Source organism: Actinoplanes sp. NPDC026619 (assembly GCF_040638295.1).
In the GTDB taxonomy this organism is placed as follows: domain Bacteria; phylum Actinomycetota; class Actinomycetes; order Mycobacteriales; family Micromonosporaceae; genus Actinoplanes.
This window is the reverse complement of the sequence record NZ_JBEZYA010000034.1, coordinates 1-18,919: the sequence shown is the minus strand read 5'-3', so window position 1 is coordinate 18,919 and position 18,919 is coordinate 1. Positions and strand designations below refer to the sequence as shown.

General features: G+C 71.0%; 17 protein-coding genes. 10 read left to right on the top strand and 7 right to left on the bottom strand.

Features of this window, described 5'->3' with window-relative positions; all coding sequences use genetic code 11:
- Complete coding sequence (locus AB0E90_RS44135; RefSeq protein ID WP_360418336.1) at positions 1-1,710, bottom strand: alpha/beta-hydrolase family protein; 1,710 nt, start codon at positions 1,708-1,710, stop codon at positions 1-3.
- 196 nt (positions 1,711-1,906) lie between these two features.
- Here AB0E90_RS44135 and AB0E90_RS44130 point away from each other — a divergent pair, with 196 nt between their 5' ends.
- The 3 genes from AB0E90_RS44130 to ligD are packed head-to-tail and all read left to right on the top strand — an operon-like array spanning position 1,907 to position 6,411.
- The gene (locus AB0E90_RS44130; protein ID WP_360418335.1) at positions 1,907-3,715 is read left to right on the top strand and encodes a sensor domain-containing diguanylate cyclase; all 1,809 of its coding nucleotides are present in this window, start codon (positions 1,907-1,909) and stop codon (positions 3,713-3,715) included.
- A gap of 39 nt (positions 3,716-3,754) precedes the next feature.
- Positions 3,755-5,473, top strand: a complete 1,719-nt coding sequence (locus AB0E90_RS44125; protein ID WP_360418334.1) for an acyl-CoA dehydrogenase — start codon at positions 3,755-3,757, stop codon at positions 5,471-5,473.
- Positions 5,470-6,411, top strand: coding sequence for a non-homologous end-joining DNA ligase (ligD, locus tag AB0E90_RS44120; protein ID WP_360418333.1), 942 nt, complete (start codon positions 5,470-5,472; stop codon positions 6,409-6,411). Before AB0E90_RS44125 ends, ligD begins: the two co-directional genes overlap by 4 nt.
- On the opposite strand, the gene AB0E90_RS44115 is transcribed toward ligD, so the two are convergent.
- Positions 6,391-7,584 carry a hypothetical protein gene (locus AB0E90_RS44115; RefSeq protein WP_360418332.1) on the bottom strand — a complete coding sequence of 398 codons (1,194 nt, stop codon included), beginning with the start codon at positions 7,582-7,584 and terminating at the stop codon, positions 6,391-6,393. The genes ligD and AB0E90_RS44115 overlap by 21 nt on opposite strands.
- Positions 7,585-7,706: 122 nt before the next feature.
- Here AB0E90_RS44115 and AB0E90_RS44110 point away from each other — a divergent pair, with 122 nt between their 5' ends.
- Both AB0E90_RS44110 and AB0E90_RS44105 read left to right on the top strand, forming a co-directional pair.
- On the top strand, positions 7,707-8,408 hold the full coding sequence (locus tag AB0E90_RS44110; RefSeq protein WP_360418331.1) for a SemiSWEET transporter: 702 nt from the start codon (positions 7,707-7,709) through the stop codon (positions 8,406-8,408).
- Between the two features lie 85 nt (positions 8,409-8,493).
- Positions 8,494-10,149 (top strand): alpha/beta hydrolase, encoded by a 1,656-nt coding sequence (locus AB0E90_RS44105; RefSeq protein WP_360418330.1) that lies wholly within the window; start codon positions 8,494-8,496, stop codon positions 10,147-10,149.
- Positions 10,150-10,188: 39 nt separating this feature from the next.
- Here AB0E90_RS44105 and AB0E90_RS44100 read toward each other — a convergent pair whose 3' ends face one another.
- Entirely contained in the window at positions 10,189-10,311 is a 123-nt protein-coding gene (locus AB0E90_RS44100; protein WP_360418413.1) for a hypothetical protein, read from the bottom strand.
- 93 nt (positions 10,312-10,404) lie between these two features.
- Here AB0E90_RS44100 and AB0E90_RS44095 point away from each other — a divergent pair, with 93 nt between their 5' ends.
- The 5 genes from AB0E90_RS44095 to AB0E90_RS44075 all read left to right on the top strand — a co-directional run bounded on the left by AB0E90_RS44095 (position 10,405) and on the right by AB0E90_RS44075 (position 15,221).
- Entirely contained in the window at positions 10,405-11,361 is a 957-nt protein-coding gene (locus AB0E90_RS44095) for a helix-turn-helix domain-containing protein (protein ID WP_360418329.1), read from the top strand.
- Positions 11,362-11,391: 30 nt separating this feature from the next.
- A complete protein-coding gene (locus AB0E90_RS44090) occupies positions 11,392-12,774 on the top strand; it encodes a glucose-6-phosphate dehydrogenase (NADP(+)) (RefSeq protein ID WP_360418328.1) in 1,383 nt (460 codons plus the stop codon).
- 63 nt (positions 12,775-12,837) lie between these two features.
- Positions 12,838-13,272 (top strand): MarR family transcriptional regulator, encoded by a 435-nt coding sequence (locus tag AB0E90_RS44085; RefSeq protein WP_360418327.1) that lies wholly within the window; start codon positions 12,838-12,840, stop codon positions 13,270-13,272.
- A complete protein-coding gene (locus AB0E90_RS44080) occupies positions 13,269-14,633 on the top strand; it encodes an MFS transporter (protein ID WP_360418326.1) in 1,365 nt (454 codons plus the stop codon). The genes AB0E90_RS44085 and AB0E90_RS44080 overlap by 4 nt, the downstream gene beginning before the upstream one ends.
- 3 nt (positions 14,634-14,636) lie before the next feature.
- Complete coding sequence (locus AB0E90_RS44075) at positions 14,637-15,221, top strand: isochorismatase family protein (RefSeq protein ID WP_360418325.1); 585 nt, start codon at positions 14,637-14,639, stop codon at positions 15,219-15,221.
- Here the strand turns inward: AB0E90_RS44075 and AB0E90_RS44070 are convergent.
- The 4 genes from AB0E90_RS44070 to AB0E90_RS44055 all read right to left on the bottom strand — a co-directional run bounded on the left by AB0E90_RS44070 (position 15,190) and on the right by AB0E90_RS44055 (position 18,545).
- Positions 15,190-15,756 (bottom strand): hypothetical protein, encoded by a 567-nt coding sequence (locus AB0E90_RS44070; protein WP_360418324.1) that lies wholly within the window; start codon positions 15,754-15,756, stop codon positions 15,190-15,192. The two genes, AB0E90_RS44075 and AB0E90_RS44070, sit on opposite strands and share 32 nt — an antisense overlap.
- On the bottom strand, positions 15,753-16,379 hold the full coding sequence (locus tag AB0E90_RS44065; RefSeq protein ID WP_360418322.1) for a hypothetical protein: 627 nt from the start codon (positions 16,377-16,379) through the stop codon (positions 15,753-15,755). The genes AB0E90_RS44070 and AB0E90_RS44065 overlap by 4 nt, the downstream gene beginning before the upstream one ends.
- Positions 16,380-16,414: 35 nt before the next feature.
- Positions 16,415-17,143 (bottom strand): cobalt-precorrin-6A reductase, encoded by a 729-nt coding sequence (locus tag AB0E90_RS44060; protein ID WP_360418321.1) that lies wholly within the window; start codon positions 17,141-17,143, stop codon positions 16,415-16,417.
- 613 nt (positions 17,144-17,756) lie between these two features.
- On the bottom strand, positions 17,757-18,545 hold the full coding sequence (locus AB0E90_RS44055) for a hypothetical protein (RefSeq protein WP_360418320.1): 789 nt from the start codon (positions 18,543-18,545) through the stop codon (positions 17,757-17,759).
- Between the last annotated feature and the right edge of the window lie 374 nt (positions 18,546-18,919).

Sequence of the window (18,919 nt, the reverse complement as noted above, 5' to 3'; positions counted from 1 at the left end):
CTAATGATCGAGAAGGGCACGCAGCCGGATGGTGTCGCCGACGGTCCAGCCGACCGGCGGGGCCACCGCGGCCCAGCCGTCGACGGCGCTCGACTTGTAGACATGGCCGTGCCCGATCGGCACCTTGTTGGCGAAGATCAGGTCCACCGTCGTCTGCCAGAACGTGACGACCGGGTACCAGTGCATGTCGGGCGTCACGTCCGGGCCGCGTTCGCCGCGCAGCCAGCCGGGCCGGTGCCAGAGCAGGCTCGGATTCCACCAGACCACCGGGTCGGACGAGTTCTGCATGTAGACGACCTTGGGCCGATTGTCGGCCAGATCGCGGAGCTCGTCGGCGCGGGACGCGAACGCCACCGGCAGCGCCGCGTAGGCCGGGTCCCACACCGTGCTGCCCGGGTCGCGATCGTCGGTGAGCCGCCGGTGGATCGGGTTGGCGAAGGTCGGCCCCTCGAGCAGGATCCCGTCGGCGCCCTCGACCATCTCCTCCGCGCTGCCGAACGTCTTCTCCGTCCCGTACGTCCCCAGGCTCTCGCCGAAGATCAGCAGCTTGGGCCGGGCGGTGACCGGCATCGCGGCCCACCGGTCGTGCACGGCGGTGATCAGCGCGGCCGCGGCCTCGATCACCTTGGACCGGTCGACCGCGAACGAGATCGAGCTGGGCAGGTACGAATACTGCATCGAGATGAGCGCGGTGTCTCCGCCGTACATGTATTCGAGTGAGCTGGTCACGTCGTTGTCCACCCACCCGGTGCCGGTGGGGGTGAAGACCGCGACGACCGCCCGGTCGAACGCGCCGGTGCGGTCCATCTCGCGCACCAGCAGCGCGGCTCGGTCGCGGACGTCCTCGGCCGAGGCGAGCCCGGCGTAGAGCCGGATCGGCTCGCGCGCCGTCCGCCCGCCGAACGCGGTGAGGTCGGCGACGCCGGGCGCGTTGGCGACGAAGTTGCGCCCCTGCCGGCCGAGCGAGTCCCAGCTGACCAGCGACCCGGGCCCGCCGGAGCGCAGGGACGTGCCGGGCTGCACGACGCCCCGCCCGGTGCCGCTGTCGGTGAGCGCGGCCGACCGGTCGGCGGTGGTGTAGAGGTTGCCGACCAGCAGGCCGTCGAACGCCCCATAACCGACCATGGTGACGACCAGGAAGCCCGCGCAGTAGGCGGCGTATTCGGGCACGAGCCGGCCGAGGAGGCGGGCGACGCCGTGTGCGGCGAGCCGCAGCAGCCGGGCGATCAGCAGCAGCACCCCGAACGTGAGCAGGCTGATCCCGACGGTGCGCAGGGCGTCGTACTCCTGCTGGGGTTGCATGCCCAGGCGCACGCGCAGCTCGCGCTGCCACCGGGTGCCGAGCCAGAGGAACACCACGATGAGCAGCGGGAGCAGGGCGAAGAGCAGGTGCCAGGCGATCCGCTCGGCCCGGCGGGACGGCCACCAGCGCAGGCGGACCAGGGCGCCGACGGCGGTGCCGGCGGCATAGCCGATCGCTCCGGTCAGCCCGGCCACCACACCCTGCAGAAACCACGGGCGGGGGAGCAGTGACGGGGTGAAGGAGAGGCAGTAGAAGAGGGCGGACAGGCCGAAGCCGGTGACGCTCATGCCGCAGCGGACCATCCGGCGGGGGACGACGTTGTTCTCGGGGCTGCGCCGCGGCGCTGGTATCCAGCTTCGCCGCGGCGCGGATGTGCCCGGCGGCTCGGTCACCACCAGCCTGCGCATAGGCGCCCCCCTATCCGTCGTGCCTCCATCTTCATTCACCGAGGCCGGCGACGGTGGGGGCAAGAGCCGTGCGACCGACATTTCGCAGCATCTGGTTGAGATGGCGTTCCGTTGCCGCGAGATCACGGATTCGGTTGCGAAAAGGGTTCAGGTCGACGGCTGCCTGCCGATCACTCGCTGCGAGGAGGTGCTCACCATGCGGCTACGCAACTGGATCGGAGTCGTGATCTCGGTGCTCCTGCTGGCTGCGGCCGGCACGGTCGGCATCCTGGTGAACCGGTCCGCGCTGCGCGCGGCCGATGCGGTGCACCGGGCCGACTCGCAGGCGCTCGCGGTCAACAACGGTCTGCTGACCCGTCAGCTTCAACTGCTGTCGGCGAAAGAGCTGGCCTCGTTCCTCACCGACCACGTGCTGCACCTGGGTAAGGGCAGCGCGGCCGACAAGCAGGCGCTCGCGACGCTGGTTGCGAAGAGCACGACCTTCACTTACGGCGCGCTGATCACCGACCTGAGTGGCAACGTGCTGTCCGCGAGCCGCGCCACCGGCCTGCCGTCGGCCGCCGACGCGGCCTGGAAGCCGCTGAAGGCGTCGCTCGCGGCCGGCCAGCCCGGCTTCTCCTCGATCATGAACGTGAACGGCACCTACCTCGAGGCGGTGGCGGTGCCGATCACCGTCGGCGGGACCGCGGCGGGGCTGCTCATCGGCCTGAACCCGGTCGCCTCCACCTCGCTCCAGCAGTACCTGGAGACGCTGAAGGACGCCACCCACACCACCGTGGTGGTGGATCCGGCCGGCACGATCGCGGCCACCGACACCGCGGCGAACGTCGGCACGAAGGTGGACGGCGCGATCCAGGCGGCGCTCGCCGGCGCCCCAACCGGCGGCACGTTCGTGGAGTACACCAGCGGCGGCACCGCCATGGTCGCGATGGTGGTCGGGCAACTGCCGGGCGGTTACGCCTACGTCCGGACGCAGACCCGGGAGTCGTTCGACGGCGCGGTGCACGCCAAGAGCCAGACCCTGAACATGACGCTGCTCGCGATGCTGCTGATCGGCGTGGCCGCGGTGTCGATGCTCGGCTACCGCACGATGCTCCAGCGCCGCCGCTCCGACGAGCGCTTCCAGGCCCTGTTCCAGCACGCTCCCGACCTGGTGTCGGTGCTCGACGCGACCGGCAAGATCGCCTTCTCGAGCCCGAGCGCCGGCGCGATCCTCGGCTTCGAGACCGGCCTTCTCGTCGGCACCAGTGTCTTCGACATCGTGCATCCGGAGGACCGGCCGTTCATGGTCCAGCAGTTCGGGACCTTGATCGGGGAGAAGAACGGCGTGCTCCGGCTGCAGTGCCGGGTGCGGCCGGCCGACGGCGAGTACCGCTGGTTCGAGTTCACCGCCTCCAACCAGATGGACAACCCGGCCCTGGCCGGCGTGGTGATCAACGCCCGGGACGTCTCGGAGAACCGGGCGTTCCAGGAGCGGCTGGAGTTCGAGGCGCAGCACGACGCGCTGACCGGCCTGCCGAACCGCCGCCGCATGCAGGACGTGCTCGGCGCCTCGCTGCGCTACGACGCGGTCGCCGTGCTCTTCGTCGACCTGGACGGCTTCAAACCGGTCAACGACGCGCACGGCCACGAGGCCGGCGACGAACTGTTGCGCCAGGTGGCGACCCGGCTGAGCGCTTGTGTACGGGAGGACGACGTGCTCTCCCGGGTCGGCGGCGACGAGTTCGTCGTCCTGATGCCGGGCGTGTTCGACCCGGCCGCGGTCGAGGCGACCAGCGCCCGGATCCGCCAGGCGATCGAGGCGCCGTTCACGATCGACGGCAACGAGGTGCGGATCGGCGCGAGCGTCGGCGTGCACATGGCCCCGCTCTCCTGCGACCCGGACGAGGCCCTGCGCGCCGCCGACCACGCCATGTACACGATCAAGAAGTCCGGCGGCAGCCGCGCTCAGCGGGAGCCCGCCTTCGTGGTCAGCAACCACGGGAGGCACCGCGCCGAGCCGTGAGAAGGCACACTGGGAGTCTCACGGAAGGCGGTGCCCCCGGTGTCCCGGATCCTCTCTCGGCGTGACCTCGACTTTCTGCTGTACGAATGGCTCGGCGTCGAGGCGCTGACATCCCGGGAGCGCTTCGCCGAGCACTCGCGGGAGACGTTCGACGCGTTCCTCGACGTGTCCGCCCGGATCGCCGAGCGGGATTTCGCCCCGCACAACCGGCGCAACGACCTGGAGGAGCCGACCTTCGACGGCGAGCGGGTGACGATCATCCCCGAGGTCGCGGCGGCGCTGAAGGCGTTCAACTCCTCCGGCCTGCTGTCCGCGATCATGGACGCCGAGGTGGGCGGCCTGCAGTTGCCGCACGTGGTGGCCCGGGCCTGCTTCATGTGGTTCCAGGCGGCGAACGTGGCGACCTCGTCCTATCCGATGCTGTCGATCGGCAACGCGAGCCTGCTGCTGGCGCACGGCACCCCGGAACAGATCGAGACCTACGCGAAGCCGGTCCTCGAGGGCCGTTTCACCGGCACGATGTGCCTGTCCGAGCCGCAGGCCGGCTCGTCGCTGAGCGATGTGGCGACCCGTGCGGCGAAGCAGGACGACGGCAGCTACCGGGTCACCGGCAGCAAGATGTGGATCTCCGGCGGCGACCACGAGCTGAGCGAGACGATCGTGCACCTGGTGCTGGCCCGGGTGGCCGGCGCCCCGCCCGGGGTGAAGAGCCTGTCGCTGTTCATCGTGCCCAAGCACCACGTGGCCGCGGACGGCACGGTCGGCGAGCGCAACGGCGTCTCGCTCGCCGGGCTCAACCACAAGATGGGCTACCGCGGCACGACCAACGCGGTGCTGTCCTTCGATGACGCGACCGGTTACCTGGTGGGCCAGGAGGGGCACGGCCTCGCCTACATGTTCCACATGATGAACGAGGCGCGGATCGGGGTGGGCGCGAGCGCGGTGGCGCTCGGCTACACCGGTTACCTGCACGCCGTCGACTACGCGCGGGAGCGGCTCCAGGGCCGCCCGCTGGCCGGCAAGGACCCGGCCGCCCCGCCGGTGGCGATCATCGAGCACCCCGACGTGCGCCGGCTGTTGCTCGCTTCCAAGACGTACGTCGAAGGCGGTCTTGCCCTGGTTCTCTATGCGGCGAAGCTGCTGGACGAGCCGTCGGCCGAGAACGACCTACTCCTCGACGTGCTGACGCCGATCGTCAAGGCGTGGCCGTCGCAGTGGTGCCGGCTGGCCAACGACCACGCGATCCAGGTGCACGGCGGCTACGGCTACACCCGCGAATATCCGGTCGAGCAGTTCTATCGGGACAACCGGCTCAACTCGATCCACGAGGGCACCGACGGCATCCAGGGCCTCGACCTGCTCGGCCGCAAGGTCCTGATGCGCGACGGCGCCGGGCTGACGCTGCTGCTGGACCGCATCCGGGCGACCGCCTCCGCCTCGAAGGAGCTGGGTGAGCCGGTGATCGCGGTCGCCGACCGGGTCGCCGCGACCACGGCCAAGGTGTGGGCCGGCGGAGACCCGACGGTGGCGCTGGCCAACTCGACCGCCTATCTCGAGGCGGTCGGCCACCTGGTGATCGCCTGGATGTGGCTCTCCCAGGCCGAGGCCGCCGCTGACAAAACCGACAAATTCTACGAAGGCAAGCGGCTCGCGGCTCGCTACTTCGTCACCCACGAGCTGCCCCGCACCGGCCCGCTGCTCGATCTGCTCGACTCGAGGGACACCCTGCTGGCCGACCTGGATCCGGCGGCCCTGTGAGCACCGCGACCACCGTTCAGGCGGGCGACTTCGAGGTCCGCATCTCCAACCCCGACCGGATCTACTTCCCGGACCTCGGGCTGACCAAGCTCGACCTGGTCAACTACTACCTCGCGGTCGGCGACGGGATCGTCCGGGCGCTACGCGAGCGGCCGTGCATGCTGCACCGCTTCCCGTCCGGCCTGGCCGGCGACAAGGTGCACCAGAAACGCGTGCCGAACGGCGCGCCGCCCTGGCTGGAGACGGTGCGGGTGACGTTCCCGCGCTATAACCGGCACGCCGACGAGCTGTGCGTGACCAAGCCGGCCGACGTGATCTGGGCGGTGCAGATGTCGACCGTCGAGTTCCACCCGTGGAACTCGCGGCGGGCCGACACCGAGAAGCCGGACGAATGGCGCATCGACCTCGACCCGATGCCGGACTGCTCCTACGACCGGGTGCGCCAGGGAGCCGAGGTGGCCCACGAGGTGCTCGACGACCTCGGCATCGTCGGCTACCCGAAGACGTCCGGCGGGCGTGGCCTGCACATCTACGTGCGGATCAAGCCGGAGTGGGAATTCGGCGAGGTGCGCCGGGCCGCCCTCGCGTTCGCCCACGAGGTCGAGCGCCGCGCACCCGACGACGTCACCACCACCTGGTGGCGCAAGGACCGCGACCCGGCGAAACTGTTCGTCGACTACAACCAGAACGCCCGCGACCACACCATCGCCAGCGCCTACTCGGTGCGCGGGGTGCCGGCCGCGACCGTCTCCACCCCGATCGACTGGGCCGAGATCCCGGACGCCGACCCACGCGACTTCACGATCAAAACCGTCCCGGCCCGCTTCGCCCGCCTCGGCGATCTCCACGAGAAGATCGACGACACCGCGTTCAGCCTGGACACGCTGCTGGAGTGGGCCGACCGCGACGGACTGGAGCTAGCGCCGATAGGCGACTGACGGGTCGAGCAGGCGTACCCAGGTGGGGCGCCAGTTGGAGAGCCGGGCGGTCATCTCCTCCTGGAGGTTGGTGCGCCACGGGCCGGACACGCCGTCGTCCTCCCACCAGTCCGGCCACGAGTCGTAGCGCCGCTCCACCTGCACGCCGGTCGTGGTCGTCTCGACCCGCAGGAACAGCCACCGTCCGTACCGTGGATCGGACTCGGCCCGCCGCAGCGCCCGCACCAGGTCGGTCAGCTCGCGGAACGCCTGCCAGCGCTCTTCGTCCGCCCGCTCCGCCGGGGGTGCGTCGCCCGGCTGCGCACTGACGCTGGTCGCGTCGGCATAGACGAAAACCGTGCAGTGATCGGGGTTGCGCGACCGCATCCAGTCGGCCAGCGCGTCCAGCTCGTCGGTGATCGGGGGAGCGGGCCGGCGCAACTCGTCCGCCTCGTGCATGGCCGCCCAGACCAGCCGGTCGTGCTCGCCCTCGCTGAGCTGCCGCACCCGGCGCATCGGCGGCCGCTTGCCCGGCTCGATGCGTGGCGGCCGGGTGCCGGCCGTGATGCCGCCCCGGCCGGCCGCGAACAGCGCCGCCCGCAGGTCGAGCGACTCGACCCGGCCCAGCAGCCGCTCGAACGCGCCCGTGGCGACCTCGCCACGCACCGCCGCGGACAGCAGCTTCTCCGAGGCGTCGCGCACCTCGTCGCGCTCGGCCGGGGTGTTGAGCTCGTGCCGGCCCCACTCGCTGATGATGTCGCCGAGCTCGCGAAGGGTGTTCTCGTTGCTGAGCACCGCGCCGACGGTCTGCACCAGGCCGTCGCTGACCCCGTCGGAGTAGCGGACCCGCGACCAGCGGCCCTCGGCGTGCCAGGCCACGAAGCCGAGCTCGTCCGCCTCGGCCGGCGTGGTCAGGTCGGCCCAGGGCAGCCAGTCGGGCGCGCCGGTGAGCAGGTCGATCGGCGGGTCGGCGGCGGCGGTGCCGCTGTGATCGCGGTCATAGCCGAAGAGCACGGCCCGGGCGCCGTCGAGCAGCGCGAGCCGGGCCCAACTGCCGCCGTGGTCGTCGTGATGTGCGCCACGGTCGTCGACGAACCACACGTCCGCGTACCCGATTCCGGTAAGCGCGGCGGCAATCGTCGCCCATCGGGTCCACAGCAATCCGGGCGCGGGAAGGTCCACGTCGGTCAGCATCCGTCCACTGTGCCATGGCCGGTGCAAGTTGCAGGACGGTGGTAACGGCCTGACCTAGGTAAGTCAATCCAACCGGCGGGCGATGGGACACGTGGCCCACTGAACCCGACCGGAAACGGATCATGCTTACCCACGCTCTCGGCTGTCTCGGCGCCGCGCTTTCCATGTCCCTGTCCTGGCCCCAGGTCTACAAGTCCTGCGTGCAGCGCCGGACCGGCGGCCTCTCGGCCACCGCCACCGCGCTCGGGGTGGCGATGCCGCTCGGCTGGATCACCTACGGACTGCTCGGCGGCGAGCGCATCCAGATCATCACGAACACCGTCACCGGCACGGCGGGTCTGCTGATCATGGTGGCCCTGCTGGCCACGCAGCCGTCACTGCGCTCGGCGCGGGCCCTGCGGCTGAGCGCGGGCGCGGCCGGGGTGGTCCTGGCGGCGGTCGCGCTGAGCGGTCTGGCGGCGGCTCTTCCGGGTGTACGCGGTACCGAGGTGGCCCCGGTTCTCGGCATGGTGCTGGCCTGCACGTCGATCTGCTCGGCGATCCCGCAGCCGCTCGCCCTGCTGCGCGACCGGCACCAGGACCTGTCCGGCCTGTCGCCGCTGCGCTGGCGGATGGGCGCCGGGGCATGCGCGTCCTGGCTCGCCTACGGCCTGGGCACCGGCCAGGCGCCGGTGTGGGCGTCCGCCTCGGTCGGCCTGACCAGCGCCCTGATCGTCTGCACGATCCTCTACCTGCGCGCCGAGCCGAAGACCGCCCCGGAGTTCGGCGGGGGCCGCTGGCGCGACTCGATCACGACTCGCAACCTGGCGATGGCCGGAGTGTGATGATCACTCTGCGTGCATAGACCTTCTACTATGCCGGGGGCCCGCGGCACGGACGCCGCGGTGTCCCGTCCGAAAGGTCGTCCGCATGCGAAAGGCGTACCGACTTCTGACCGCGGCCCTGGTCGGCATTCTTCTGCCGGCCGGGGTCGCTGCTGTTCCCGCGGCTGCCGCCGCCGACCGCACCGGCTCGGCCGAGAGTCGCCGGGTCGACCGGGTGCCGACCCCGAAACTGGCCTGGGCCTCCTGCTACGCGTACGCCGAGTGCGCGACCGTGCCGCTGCCGCTCGACTACGACCAGCCGCAGGGCGCGACGATCGACATCGCGGTGCTGCGGGTCAAGGCGAAAGATCAGCAACACAAGATCGGCAGCCTGTTCGTCAACCCGGGCGGCCCCGGCGGCTCGGGCACTGCGCTCGCGCTCGACGCGCCGTTCTTCCTGAGCGACTCGCTCCTGCAGCGTTTCGACATCGTCGGCGTCGACCCGCGCGGCATCGGTGCCAGCACCAACGTGCGCTGCTTCGGCTCGGTCGAGGAGCAAACCGCCGTGATGAGCCGGTTCGCCCTGCCGTTCCCGTACGGCAAGGCGGAGGAGAAGTCGCACATCGCGGCCGCACAGGCCTTCGGCCGGGCGTGCTCCACCACCGGGGCGCCGATCTCCGGCGCCATGTCCACCGCCGAGGTGGCCCGCGACATGGACGTCATCCGTCGCGCCGTCGGCGACCGGAAGCTCAACTACCTGGGCTTCAGTTACGGCACCGCGCTCGGGCAGTACTACGCCAACATGTTCCCCGACCGGTTCCGTGCCCTGGTGGTGGACGGCGTGATCGACCCGCGCGCCTGGGTTGGCAACACCCACGAGATCCTCGACGCGCGGATGCATTCGGCCGAGGGGGCGTTCCGGGCGTTGCGCGAGGTGCTGCTGCGCTGCGATCGGGCCGGTGAGCAGCTCTGCGCCTTCGCGGCCGGCGATCCGGTGCGCCGGTTCGACGAGATCGCCCAGTCGTTGAAGCAGAAGCCGCTCGACGTCGTCATCGACGGCGAGACCATCACGCTGACCTACCCGGTGTTCGTCGACGGCGTGCTCGGCATCCTCTACGGTCCGAGCGCCGGTGACGACCTCACCGGCATTCTCGCCGCGATCTGGACGGCGTTGCAGGGTGGCTCGACCGCCGCGCTCGCCGGTCACATCCAGGAAGCGGCCGTCGCGGATCCCTACGTGAACGGGTTCGAGGCGGCCAGTTCGGTCATCTGCACCGACACCCGGGAGCCGGCCGACGCCCGGTCCTGGCCGGCCGCCACCGCGGCCCGCGATCGGCAGGCGCCGTACTTCGGCCGGGACTGGGGCTGGCTGCCCAGCCAGTGCGCCACCGACACGTGGACGGTGCGCGACGAGGACGCCTACCTCGGCCCGTTCAACCGCCGCACCGCCGCGCCGGTGCTGGTGGTCGGCAGCTTCTGGGACCCGGCGACGAACTACGACAGCGCGGTCGCGTCGTCCCGCCTGCTGCCCAATTCCCGCCTGCTGTCCAGCAACAACTGGGGCCACACCGGTTACGGCACCGGGCCCTGCGTGACCGCGGCGATCGACGCGTACCTGCTGACCGGCAACCCGCCGGCCAGGGGCACGGTCTGCACCGATGCGCCGCAGCCGTTCACCGGCGCCACGGCGACGACCCTGGCGGCCACCGGCAAGCACCTGCCGCCGGTGGTGTCGCTGCGCCCGTACTCAATCCTGAAGTGACGTAGTGAAAGGGGCGGCCCGCGCGGCCGCCCCTTTCGGTCAGGGTTGTCGGAAGCCGTCCTTGGTGGGTTTCCAGTCGGCGCTGTCACGCGAGTCAGCGGTCCGGCCGAACATCGAGGCGAGGGTGATGAGCAGGAAGAACACTGCGATTCCGAGTGGCATGAGATAGAGCATTCGCTCTACTGACCAAGGTCGACAGTGGCAGAGATGCCACACATCTTCTAAATCCTGCCAACCGGCCGTATGCTCCGTCACATGCTTCGCAACGTGGCCGTTCTCGCCCTTCCCGACGTGGCGGTCTTCGAGCTCGGCGTGCTCTGCGAGCTCTTCGGTTACGACCGCACGGCCGAGGGCCTGCCCGGTTACGACTTCGCGGTCTGCTCGGTCGACGGTGGCCCGGTCACCACCCACGCCGGCTTCGACGTCGCGGTCCGGCACGACCTGTCCCGCCTGGAGGAGGCCGACCTGGTCGCCGTCGGGCCGTATGGATACCGCGACCACGAACCGTCGGCCGAGGTGATCGGCGCCCTGCGGCGAGCGCACGAGCGCGGCGCCTGGGTGATGAGCGTCTGCACCGGCGCGTTCGCGCTCGGCGCCGCCGGCCTGCTCGACGGCCGCCGCTGCACCACCCACTGGCTGCACACCCAGCGGCTGGCCGAGCGCCACCCGGCCGCCCGGATCGACCCCGGCGTGCTCTACGTGCAGGACGGCAAGGTCCTGACCAGCGCGGGCACGGCCGCGAGCGTCGACGCCGGCCTGCACCTGGTGCGCCAGGAGCACGGCGCCACGGTGGCGACCATGATGGCCCGGCGCATGGTGGTGCCGCCGCACCGCGAGGGCGGCCAGGCGCAGTTCATCGAGACGCCGCTGCAGGCGGTCGAGTGCGAGACGCTTCAGCCGGTGCTCACGCACGTGCTGGCCACGCTCGACCATCCGCACACCGTCGACACCCTGGCCGACCTGGCGCACATGGCCCCGCGCACGTTCGCCCGCAAGTTCCGCAGCGAGACCGGCTCGACCCCGCACGACTGGCTCACCGGCCAGCGCCTGCTGCTCGCCCGCCGCCTGCTCGAAGACTCCGACCTCGGCGTCGACGTGATCGCGGTGCGCGCCGGGTTCGGCAGCGCCGCGACCCTGCGGCACCACTTCGCCCAGCGGCTGAGCACGACCCCGCAGGCCTACCGCCGAACGTTCTGGTCACAGCCGGTGTGAGCCGCCCCGGCGGCGGGAAAGCTGCCGGTCATGACGGTTTTCGTGCTGTTCGGCGCCACCGGTGACCTGGCCCGGCGGATGGTTCTCCCGGCGTTCTACACCCTGGCCATCGAGGGCCTGCTCCCGGAGAAGTGGATCCTGGTCGGCAACGGCCGCGGCGACGTCTCGCACGAGGACTTCCGGGGCCGGGTCAAGGAGGCGCTCGAGGAGTTCGGCCCGAAGCCGGCGAAGGGCCCGTGGAACGAGTTCGCCAAGCGGCTGCGCTTCGCCGGCGGCGGTTTCGACACCAGCTCGCCCGGCAGCCTGCTCGACGTGATCGCCGAGGCCCGGCAGGAGACCGGCCGCGACGCCCAGCTGGTGCACTACTTCGCGGTGCCGCCGGTGGCCTTTCCGGAGCTGACCAAGGCGCTCGGCACGCACGGGCTGGCCAAGGGCGCCCGGGTCGTCTACGAGAAGCCGTTCGGCACCTCGCCGGAGGCCTTCCGCAAGCTCAACCGGCAGGTCCACAGCGTGCTGGACGAGTCGCAGGTCTACCGGATCGACCACTTCCTCGGCAAGGAGGCGACCCAGCAGCTGCACGCGATGCGCTTCGCGAACACCGCGTTCGCCGCGCTCTGGAGCCGCGAGCACGTGGAGAGCGTGCAGATCGACGTGCCGGAGACGCTGGGCGTGGAAAATCGGGCCGAGTTCTACGACGCCACCGGCGCCACGCTGGACATGCTGGTCACCCACCTGTTCCAGGTGGCGGCCGAGGTGGCGATGGAGCCGCCGGCCAGGCTCGACGCCGCCGATCTGCAGGCCGCGCGGGAAAAGGTGATCGCGAAGTTCCGGCCGATCGATCCCGCCGAAGCAATCCTCGGCCAATATTCTGGCTATAAGAGCATAAAAGGGGTGGCCGCGCGGTCGCGCACCGACACTTTCGTGGCGGCCAAGCTCTGGATCGACTCGCCACGCTGGCGCGGGGTGCCGTTCCTGCTGCGCACCGGCAAGAAGATGGCGGCGAGCGAGCAGCGGGTGAGCCTGGTGCTGCGGACGCCGGACGGGCCGTTCCGGAAGCTGGCGCCGCAGTCGAACGCGCTGTCGTTCTCGCTGGCCGGCAACGGCGAGGTCGACCTGACCCTGCTCGCCAAGCAGCCGGGCATCGCCGACGAGCTGGAGCCGGTCACGGTCGCGCTCCCGCTGACCTCGGTGCCGGACGCGGACCCGCTTCCGCCGTACTCCCGCTTGATCCACGACGTGCTCGTGGGAGACCGCGCCCTGTTCACCCGCCCGGATGGCCTGTCGGCCGCCTGGAAGGCGGTCCAGCCGCTGCTTGATTCCCCGCCGCGGCCGATCTCCTACCCGGTCGATTCGTGGGGCCCGGCCAAGGCCCGCGCCCTGGCGGCGCCGCACCGATGGCTGCTCGGCCAATGACGTAAGTCTCAACTGCGCAGTTAAAACTTGTCAGTCTGGACTGACGAGTTTTACGGTTGGGTCATGACAGAGATCCCGGCTTCGGCGATCACCGCGGCCAGCGACGTGCGCACGGTTTACAGCCGTCTGCGTCGCCGGCTGCGCGAGGTCGCCAACCTGGGTGACCTGACCCCCTCGCAGACGTCGGTGCTGAGCCGGCTCTCCAAGGACGGCCCGGCCACCGCGAGCATGCTGGCCACGCTCGAGCGCATCCGCCCCCAGTCGATGGCCACGCTGATCGCCGCCCTCGCCGAGCGCGGGCTGATCGAGCGCACCCCCGATCCGACCGACGGCCGCCGCCAGCAGATCTCGCTGAGCGCCGAGGGCCGGCAGATCGTCGAGGGCTCCCGGCGCGAGCGCGAGGAGTGGCTGGCGGCCGAGCTGGCTCGCGACTTCACCGAGGCCGAGCGGCAGACGATCATCTCGGCGATGGCGCTGCTCGACCGGCTCGCCTCGTGACCGCCCTGGAGACCCCGGTCCGCACCTTCGACCGGCGGCTGATCACGCCGCTCGTGCTCGGCTCGATCCTCAACCCGGTCAACTCGTCGATGCTCGCCGTGGCCCTGGTCCCGATCGCGGTCACCTTCCACGCGGTGCCGGCCGAGACCGCCTGGCTGGTCGCCGGGCTCTACCTGGCCACCGCCACCGGCCAGCCGGTGGTCGGCCGGCTCGTCGACCGCTACGGCGCCCGCAAGCTCTACCTGGCCGGCGCCGCGCTGGTCGGCATCGCCGGCCTGATCGGCACGTTCGCTCCCTCGCTCTGGGTGCTGGTGGTGGCCCGGGTCCTGCTCGGCTTCGGCACCTGCGCGGGCTACCCGGCCGCGATGTACCTGATCCGCCGCTCCGGCGTCGAGAAACCGGGCGGCCTGCTCACCACGCTCTCCGTCTCGGCCCAGACCATCGTGGTGATCGGCCCGACCGTCGGTGGCCTGCTCATCGGCGCGGCCGGCTGGCGGGCGCTGTTCGCGGTCAACATTCCGCTGGCCGTCCTCTGCCTCGTCCTCGGCTCGCTCATCCTGCCCCGTTCCGTCCCGGTGGCCGGCCTGGCGAAACTCGACTTCCTGGGCATCGGGCTCTTCGGCGGCACGCTCACCGTGCTGATGCTGTTCCTGATGAGCCCCTCGATCGGGCACCTCTGGCTGCTGCCGCTCACCGTCGCGCTCGCCGCCGGCTTCGTGTGGCGCGAACGCCGCTACGTCGATCCGTTCCTCGACGTGCGGGTCTTCGGCGGGAACGCGCCGCTGATCACCACGTACGTCCGGACCCTGCTGGCGCAGACCGTGGCGTACGCCTATCTCTATGGTTTCACCCAGTGGCTGGAAGCCGGCCGTGGCCTGTCCGCCTCGCATGCCGGCCTGATCCTGCTGCCGATGTCGCTGGTCGCCATCGGGGTCTCGACCCTCACCGGCCGGCGCGCCGAGTTCCGCGGCAAGCTGCTGGTCGGCGCGATCAGCCAGGTCGTCGCGTGCGCGCTGATGCTGGTGCTCAACTCCGGCAGCGCGCTCTGGATCCCGGTGCTCATCTCGATCATCTGCGGCCTGCCGCAGGGCCTGAACAGCCTGGCCAACCAGAACGCGGTCTACTTCCAGGCCGACCCGGAACGGATGGGCGCCTCGGCCGGGCTGTTGCGCACGTTCGCGTACCTCGGCGCCATGGTCTCCTCGGCCGCCACCGGCACCTTCTTCAAGCACGGCGCTGACACCGCCGGCCTGCACGACCTCGCCATCTTCCTGATCGTCGTCGCCACCATCCTGCTCGTGGTGGTCCTCGCCGACCGGTCGCTGAACCGGATCGGCGCCCCCGCAACCGAAAGGTCCTGATCCATGCCCGTCACCACCCTCGACCCCAAGACCGCACTGGTCGTCATCGACCTGCAGGGCGGCATCGTCGCCGCGCCCACCGTGCCGATCCCGGCCGCCGAGGTGGTCGCCCGCACCGCCGCGCTGGCCGCCGCCTTCCGTGCGCACGACCTGCCGGTGGTTCTGGTCCGGGTAAGCACAGCACCGGACGGCGCCGATGCGGTGACCGGCCGCATCGACGGCGGCCCGCGCCCGCCGCGGCCCCGCCCCGAGGGCTGGGACGAACTGGCCGAAGCGATCACCGGCCCCGGCGACATCGTGGTCACCAAGCGCAACTGGGGCGCGTTCCACGGCACCGACCTCGACACCCAGCTACGCCGCCGCGGCGTCACCCAGATCGTGCTGACCGGCATCGCGACCAGCATCGGCGTCGAGTCGACGGCCCGGGCCGCGCACGAGCACAACTACCACGTGACCCTCGCGACCGACGCGATGACCGACCTCGACGTCGACACGCACCGCAACACCATCGAGAAGATCTTCCCCCGCCTCGGCGAGACCGGCACCACCGACGAGATCATCGAGCTGCTGGCGAAGACCCACGGATGATCTCGTCGCGGGTGGCGGACACCCAGTCCAGCGCCCGCCCGAGATCCTCGGCGGCAGCGCGGCCCGGCTCGTCGGAGTCGGCCCGCGCCGTCGCCGCGCACGCCTCGATCCGCTGGGTCAGGTCGGCGTAGAGCACCGGGTCCTCGATCGGCGCCGGCCTCACCCGGCGCCGCACGCGGCCGGCCGCGGAGATCGCCGCCTGAGCCGCGATCAGACCTGCCACCAGCGCGAACGCCAGGGTCAGCGGATCAACCGGATCGTCGGCGACCAGCAGCACCACGATCGTCGTGACCAGCCAGGTCGCGGTGCTCAGGACCGGCCAGACCCAGTCCTCGGCCTTGCGCATCGCGTTGTACCGCCGGATCGCCGACCGCAGCTCGTGGTGCACCTGCCCGAGCCGGGCGAACCCCACCCGATCGGGCCGCTCCGCGATCCAGTCGCGGCACTGCGCGTCGAGCACCACGGCCCGCACCCGGCGGTCGAGCCTCTCCAACCGGCCCTCCACGTCACCGGCGAAGATGTCGTCATCGCTCACGCTGCTCTCCCCAGCCGCTGCTCCGCCGTGTGGATCTCCAGGAAATCGATGGCCTGGCAGAGCAGCAGGTCCACGTCCGTGATGCGGCTGACCACGCGGTCCTGACGGGCGAGCCGGGTGAGACTCCCGGCATCCCACCGCCGCTGTCCCACCTGCCGCAGAGCCGCCGACACGAGGCGCACCCGGGCCCGCACCAGCACCTCGGCAACCTCGTCGAGATCCCCCTTGACGATCTCGCCGCCACGCACCGCCGCACCCATCCGCCGCCGGTCAGCCACCCGGGAGATCCGCCCGGTCAACCACAACAGACCCGGCATGGTCAGGCCCAGCACCAGCACGGTCAGGACGATCACCCACGCAGCGCCGAGCCCGACCGCCCCGGCCGCCCACGCCGCCGCCCAGAGCAACGGAAACGCGCACACCGAACTGATCAGCGTGCGGCTCCACGCGGACAGCCCACCGGCCGCCGCCACCAGCATCCCGTCCAGCCCACGCACCCGCACCAGCGCCGACACCACCCAGAACTCCTCGGCGCCGGCCGCCAGCTCCTCGAGCCGGACCAGCCCGTCCGCCACCAGCCCGCGCACATCGTTCAGATCCCCATAAAGCTGACGGCGCGCCATAAGCCCGAGGGTGCCACCGGCGCGCAACAGCGCGATTACGCTGAGTCCCGCTTCCGGGTGACCCAATCGACGGCTTCTTCCACCGTCGCGACCATCTCGCCGCCCGGCAGCGCCGGCCGATCAACGAGCACAACCGGAATGCCACGCTCCCGGGCCGCCGTCAGCTTGTGCGCCGACCCACCACTGTCCTTGCTGACCAGCACATCGATAGCATGCTCGGCGAGCAGCCGCCGCTCCCCGTCGAGCGTGAACGGCCCCCGCTCCAGAATCACCACCAGCCGCCCCGGCATCGGCGGCTCCGGCGGCTCCACCGACCGAGCCAGAAACCACTGGTCGTTATGGGCGAACGCCGAGATCTCCTGCCGCCCGGTAGTCAGAAAAACCCGCCGCCCAAGCCGGGGAAGAAGGCCGGCAGCATCCCCCAGATCGCGTACGCGATGCCAGACGTCCCCCTTCTCCGCGACCCACCCCGCCCGCCGAAGATGAAGCACCGGAACCCCGGCCCGCCCCGCCGCGACCGCCGCGTTGGCACTGATCCGGGCCGCAAAGGGATGAGTCGCATCAACAAGGGCGTCGACCTGCCGCTCCCGAAGAAACGCAACCAACCCCTCCACCCCACCGAACCCCCCGACCCGCACCTCACCGGCGGGCAGCAGTGGTCGCGAGGTCCGCCCAGCAAGCGAACTGATCACCGCATGCCGGTCGGCGAGCTCCCCAGCAAGGGCCCGGGCCTCAGCGGTCCCTCCCAAAATCAGCACGGTCACGCCACGATGATCCCGCCCCAACCGAGAAACCCCGAAGCACCCCACCCCACCCCGCAGCCGGCCCGGAAGCACCCCACCTCGCACCCGCTCCGGACCACCGCGCCCGCTAGGCGGTCGGAAGCGCTTCGCCCGGCGGTGGGAGGCGCTTTGCCCTTGGGCGGGAGACGTTTCGTCAGGCGGTGGGAGACGGTTCGCCCACGGGGAAGCGCTCCTCCCAGCGGCGGGAGGCGTTCCGCCCAGCGGTCGGAGGGGCTCCGCCCAGCGGTCGGAGGGGCTCCGCCCGCCGGCGGGCGGCGTTCCGCCCAGCGGTCGAAGCGTTCTGCCCAGCGGTCGGAAGCGTTCCGCCGAGCGGTCGAAAGCGTCCGCTCGGCGGTCGATCCGGAAGGCCCGGTCATTCGTCGACATCGTCCTTCCTCTGCTCGTCGACGCCACACAACTTCTTACTTTCCGCGGACACCAAAGCCCTTACCTGGCCGGGTTTATTAGCTGTTTGATTGGTCATGCAACTGCCCGGGTTGGCCCGCAATGCATTTTTGGAATTGGCATGATCAATCATTGGCGGCGGCTCTCCGCGGGGCGGGAGAATGTATTCATGCGACAGCGGCAGCTTCAGTTATTCACCAACTCTGAACTCGCCGCTATGCGTGACCGAACGAAGGCTCGTAATTATTCGGCGGCTGCGGATGAGTTTCGCCGTGAGCACGCGCGTCATCGGCATTGGGGTCTTGCACGGCGGCATGCTCGGAAGCTGTGCCGGTCGCATGGTTGTTCGGCCGAGTGCGGGGCGGTGGGTCTGCATGATGTCTTCGAGGAGGTTCCGCCGTTGGTCTGGGACGGCGAGGCCACTGTCGTGCGGCCACCGCGGCGCGTGCCGGGCGGTGAGGTCCGGGTCGCTCGGGATGTGCCGCAGGCTCGTGAGCAACCGCCCGGCCACCTCACTCTTGCCGATCAGGCAGCGATCGCCCGCCCGGCTGATAGAGCAGCGCAGGCCCGTCCAACTCGCCTGACCGAAGCAGCCAACCTGTCGTTGGCAGCAGGCCAAGCGCAGGCAGCCGTTCAGGCGCAGGTAGTCGATCGGGCGGAGGCAGCCGTTCAGGCGCAGGTAGTCGACCGGCCGGAAGCAGCCGGCGATGCGCAGGTGGTTGGCCGGCCACAGGAGGTCGACCTCGCGCAGGTGGTTGGCCAGGTGGAGGTGGTCTGGTGGGCGCAAGTCACTGATTGGGCGGAGGCAGTCGATCGAGTGGAGGCGATCGACCTTGCGCGGGTGGTTGGCCGAGTGAAGGCGGTCGACCTTGCGCAGGTGGCTGGCCAGATGGAGGTGGCCGGGCGGGCGCAAGTCGCTGACTGGGCGGAAGGGGCCGGTCGGGCCGCGTTGGCGCGCCAGGGTGAGCTGGGTGGCCACCGTGGATCTTCGGTTTCTGGCGAATGGCGCCGACTGCCTTGGGCCGCCGCTCAGTCCGGGCCTGGCCGCGGCCGGCGAGGCTCCCCGGACCGGCAGCCACCCGCTGCCGCGAACGGCCAGGCGGCGCTGTGGCGCAAAGTCGGCGTTCGATCCGCGACCGCCGGGCCGCCGCCGGCGTCGCGCCACAGCGCGCGCTGCACACGCGTCACGTTCGCGTCACCGGCCGCGTCGCGTCACCGGCCGCGTCGCGTCACCGGCCGCGTCGCGTCACCGGCCGCGTCGCGTCACCGGCCGCGTCGCGTCACCGGCCGCGTCGCGTCACCGGCCGCGTCGCGTCACCGGCCGCGTCGCGTCACCGGCCGCGTCGCGTCACC

Coding starts and splice junctions, on each gene's coding strand:
- AB0E90_RS44135 (WP_360418336.1), bottom strand. CDS start 1,710: ATGCGCAGGCTGGTGGTGACCGAGCCGCCGGGCACATCCGCGCCGCGG.
- AB0E90_RS44090 (WP_360418328.1), top strand. CDS start 11,392: ATGACGGTTTTCGTGCTGTTCGGCGCCACCGGTGACCTGGCCCGGCGG.
- AB0E90_RS44100 (WP_360418413.1), bottom strand. CDS start 10,311: ATGCCACTCGGAATCGCAGTGTTCTTCCTGCTCATCACCCTCGCCTCG.
- AB0E90_RS44105 (WP_360418330.1), top strand. CDS start 8,494: ATGCGAAAGGCGTACCGACTTCTGACCGCGGCCCTGGTCGGCATTCTT.
- AB0E90_RS44085 (WP_360418327.1), top strand. CDS start 12,838: ATGACAGAGATCCCGGCTTCGGCGATCACCGCGGCCAGCGACGTGCGC.
- AB0E90_RS44065 (WP_360418322.1), bottom strand. CDS start 16,379: ATGGCGCGCCGTCAGCTTTATGGGGATCTGAACGATGTGCGCGGGCTG.
- AB0E90_RS44130 (WP_360418335.1), top strand. CDS start 1,907: ATGCGGCTACGCAACTGGATCGGAGTCGTGATCTCGGTGCTCCTGCTG.
- AB0E90_RS44115 (WP_360418332.1), bottom strand. CDS start 7,584: ATGCTGACCGACGTGGACCTTCCCGCGCCCGGATTGCTGTGGACCCGA.
- AB0E90_RS44110 (WP_360418331.1), top strand. CDS start 7,707: ATGCTTACCCACGCTCTCGGCTGTCTCGGCGCCGCGCTTTCCATGTCC.
- AB0E90_RS44095 (WP_360418329.1), top strand. CDS start 10,405: ATGCTTCGCAACGTGGCCGTTCTCGCCCTTCCCGACGTGGCGGTCTTC.
- AB0E90_RS44075 (WP_360418325.1), top strand. CDS start 14,637: ATGCCCGTCACCACCCTCGACCCCAAGACCGCACTGGTCGTCATCGAC.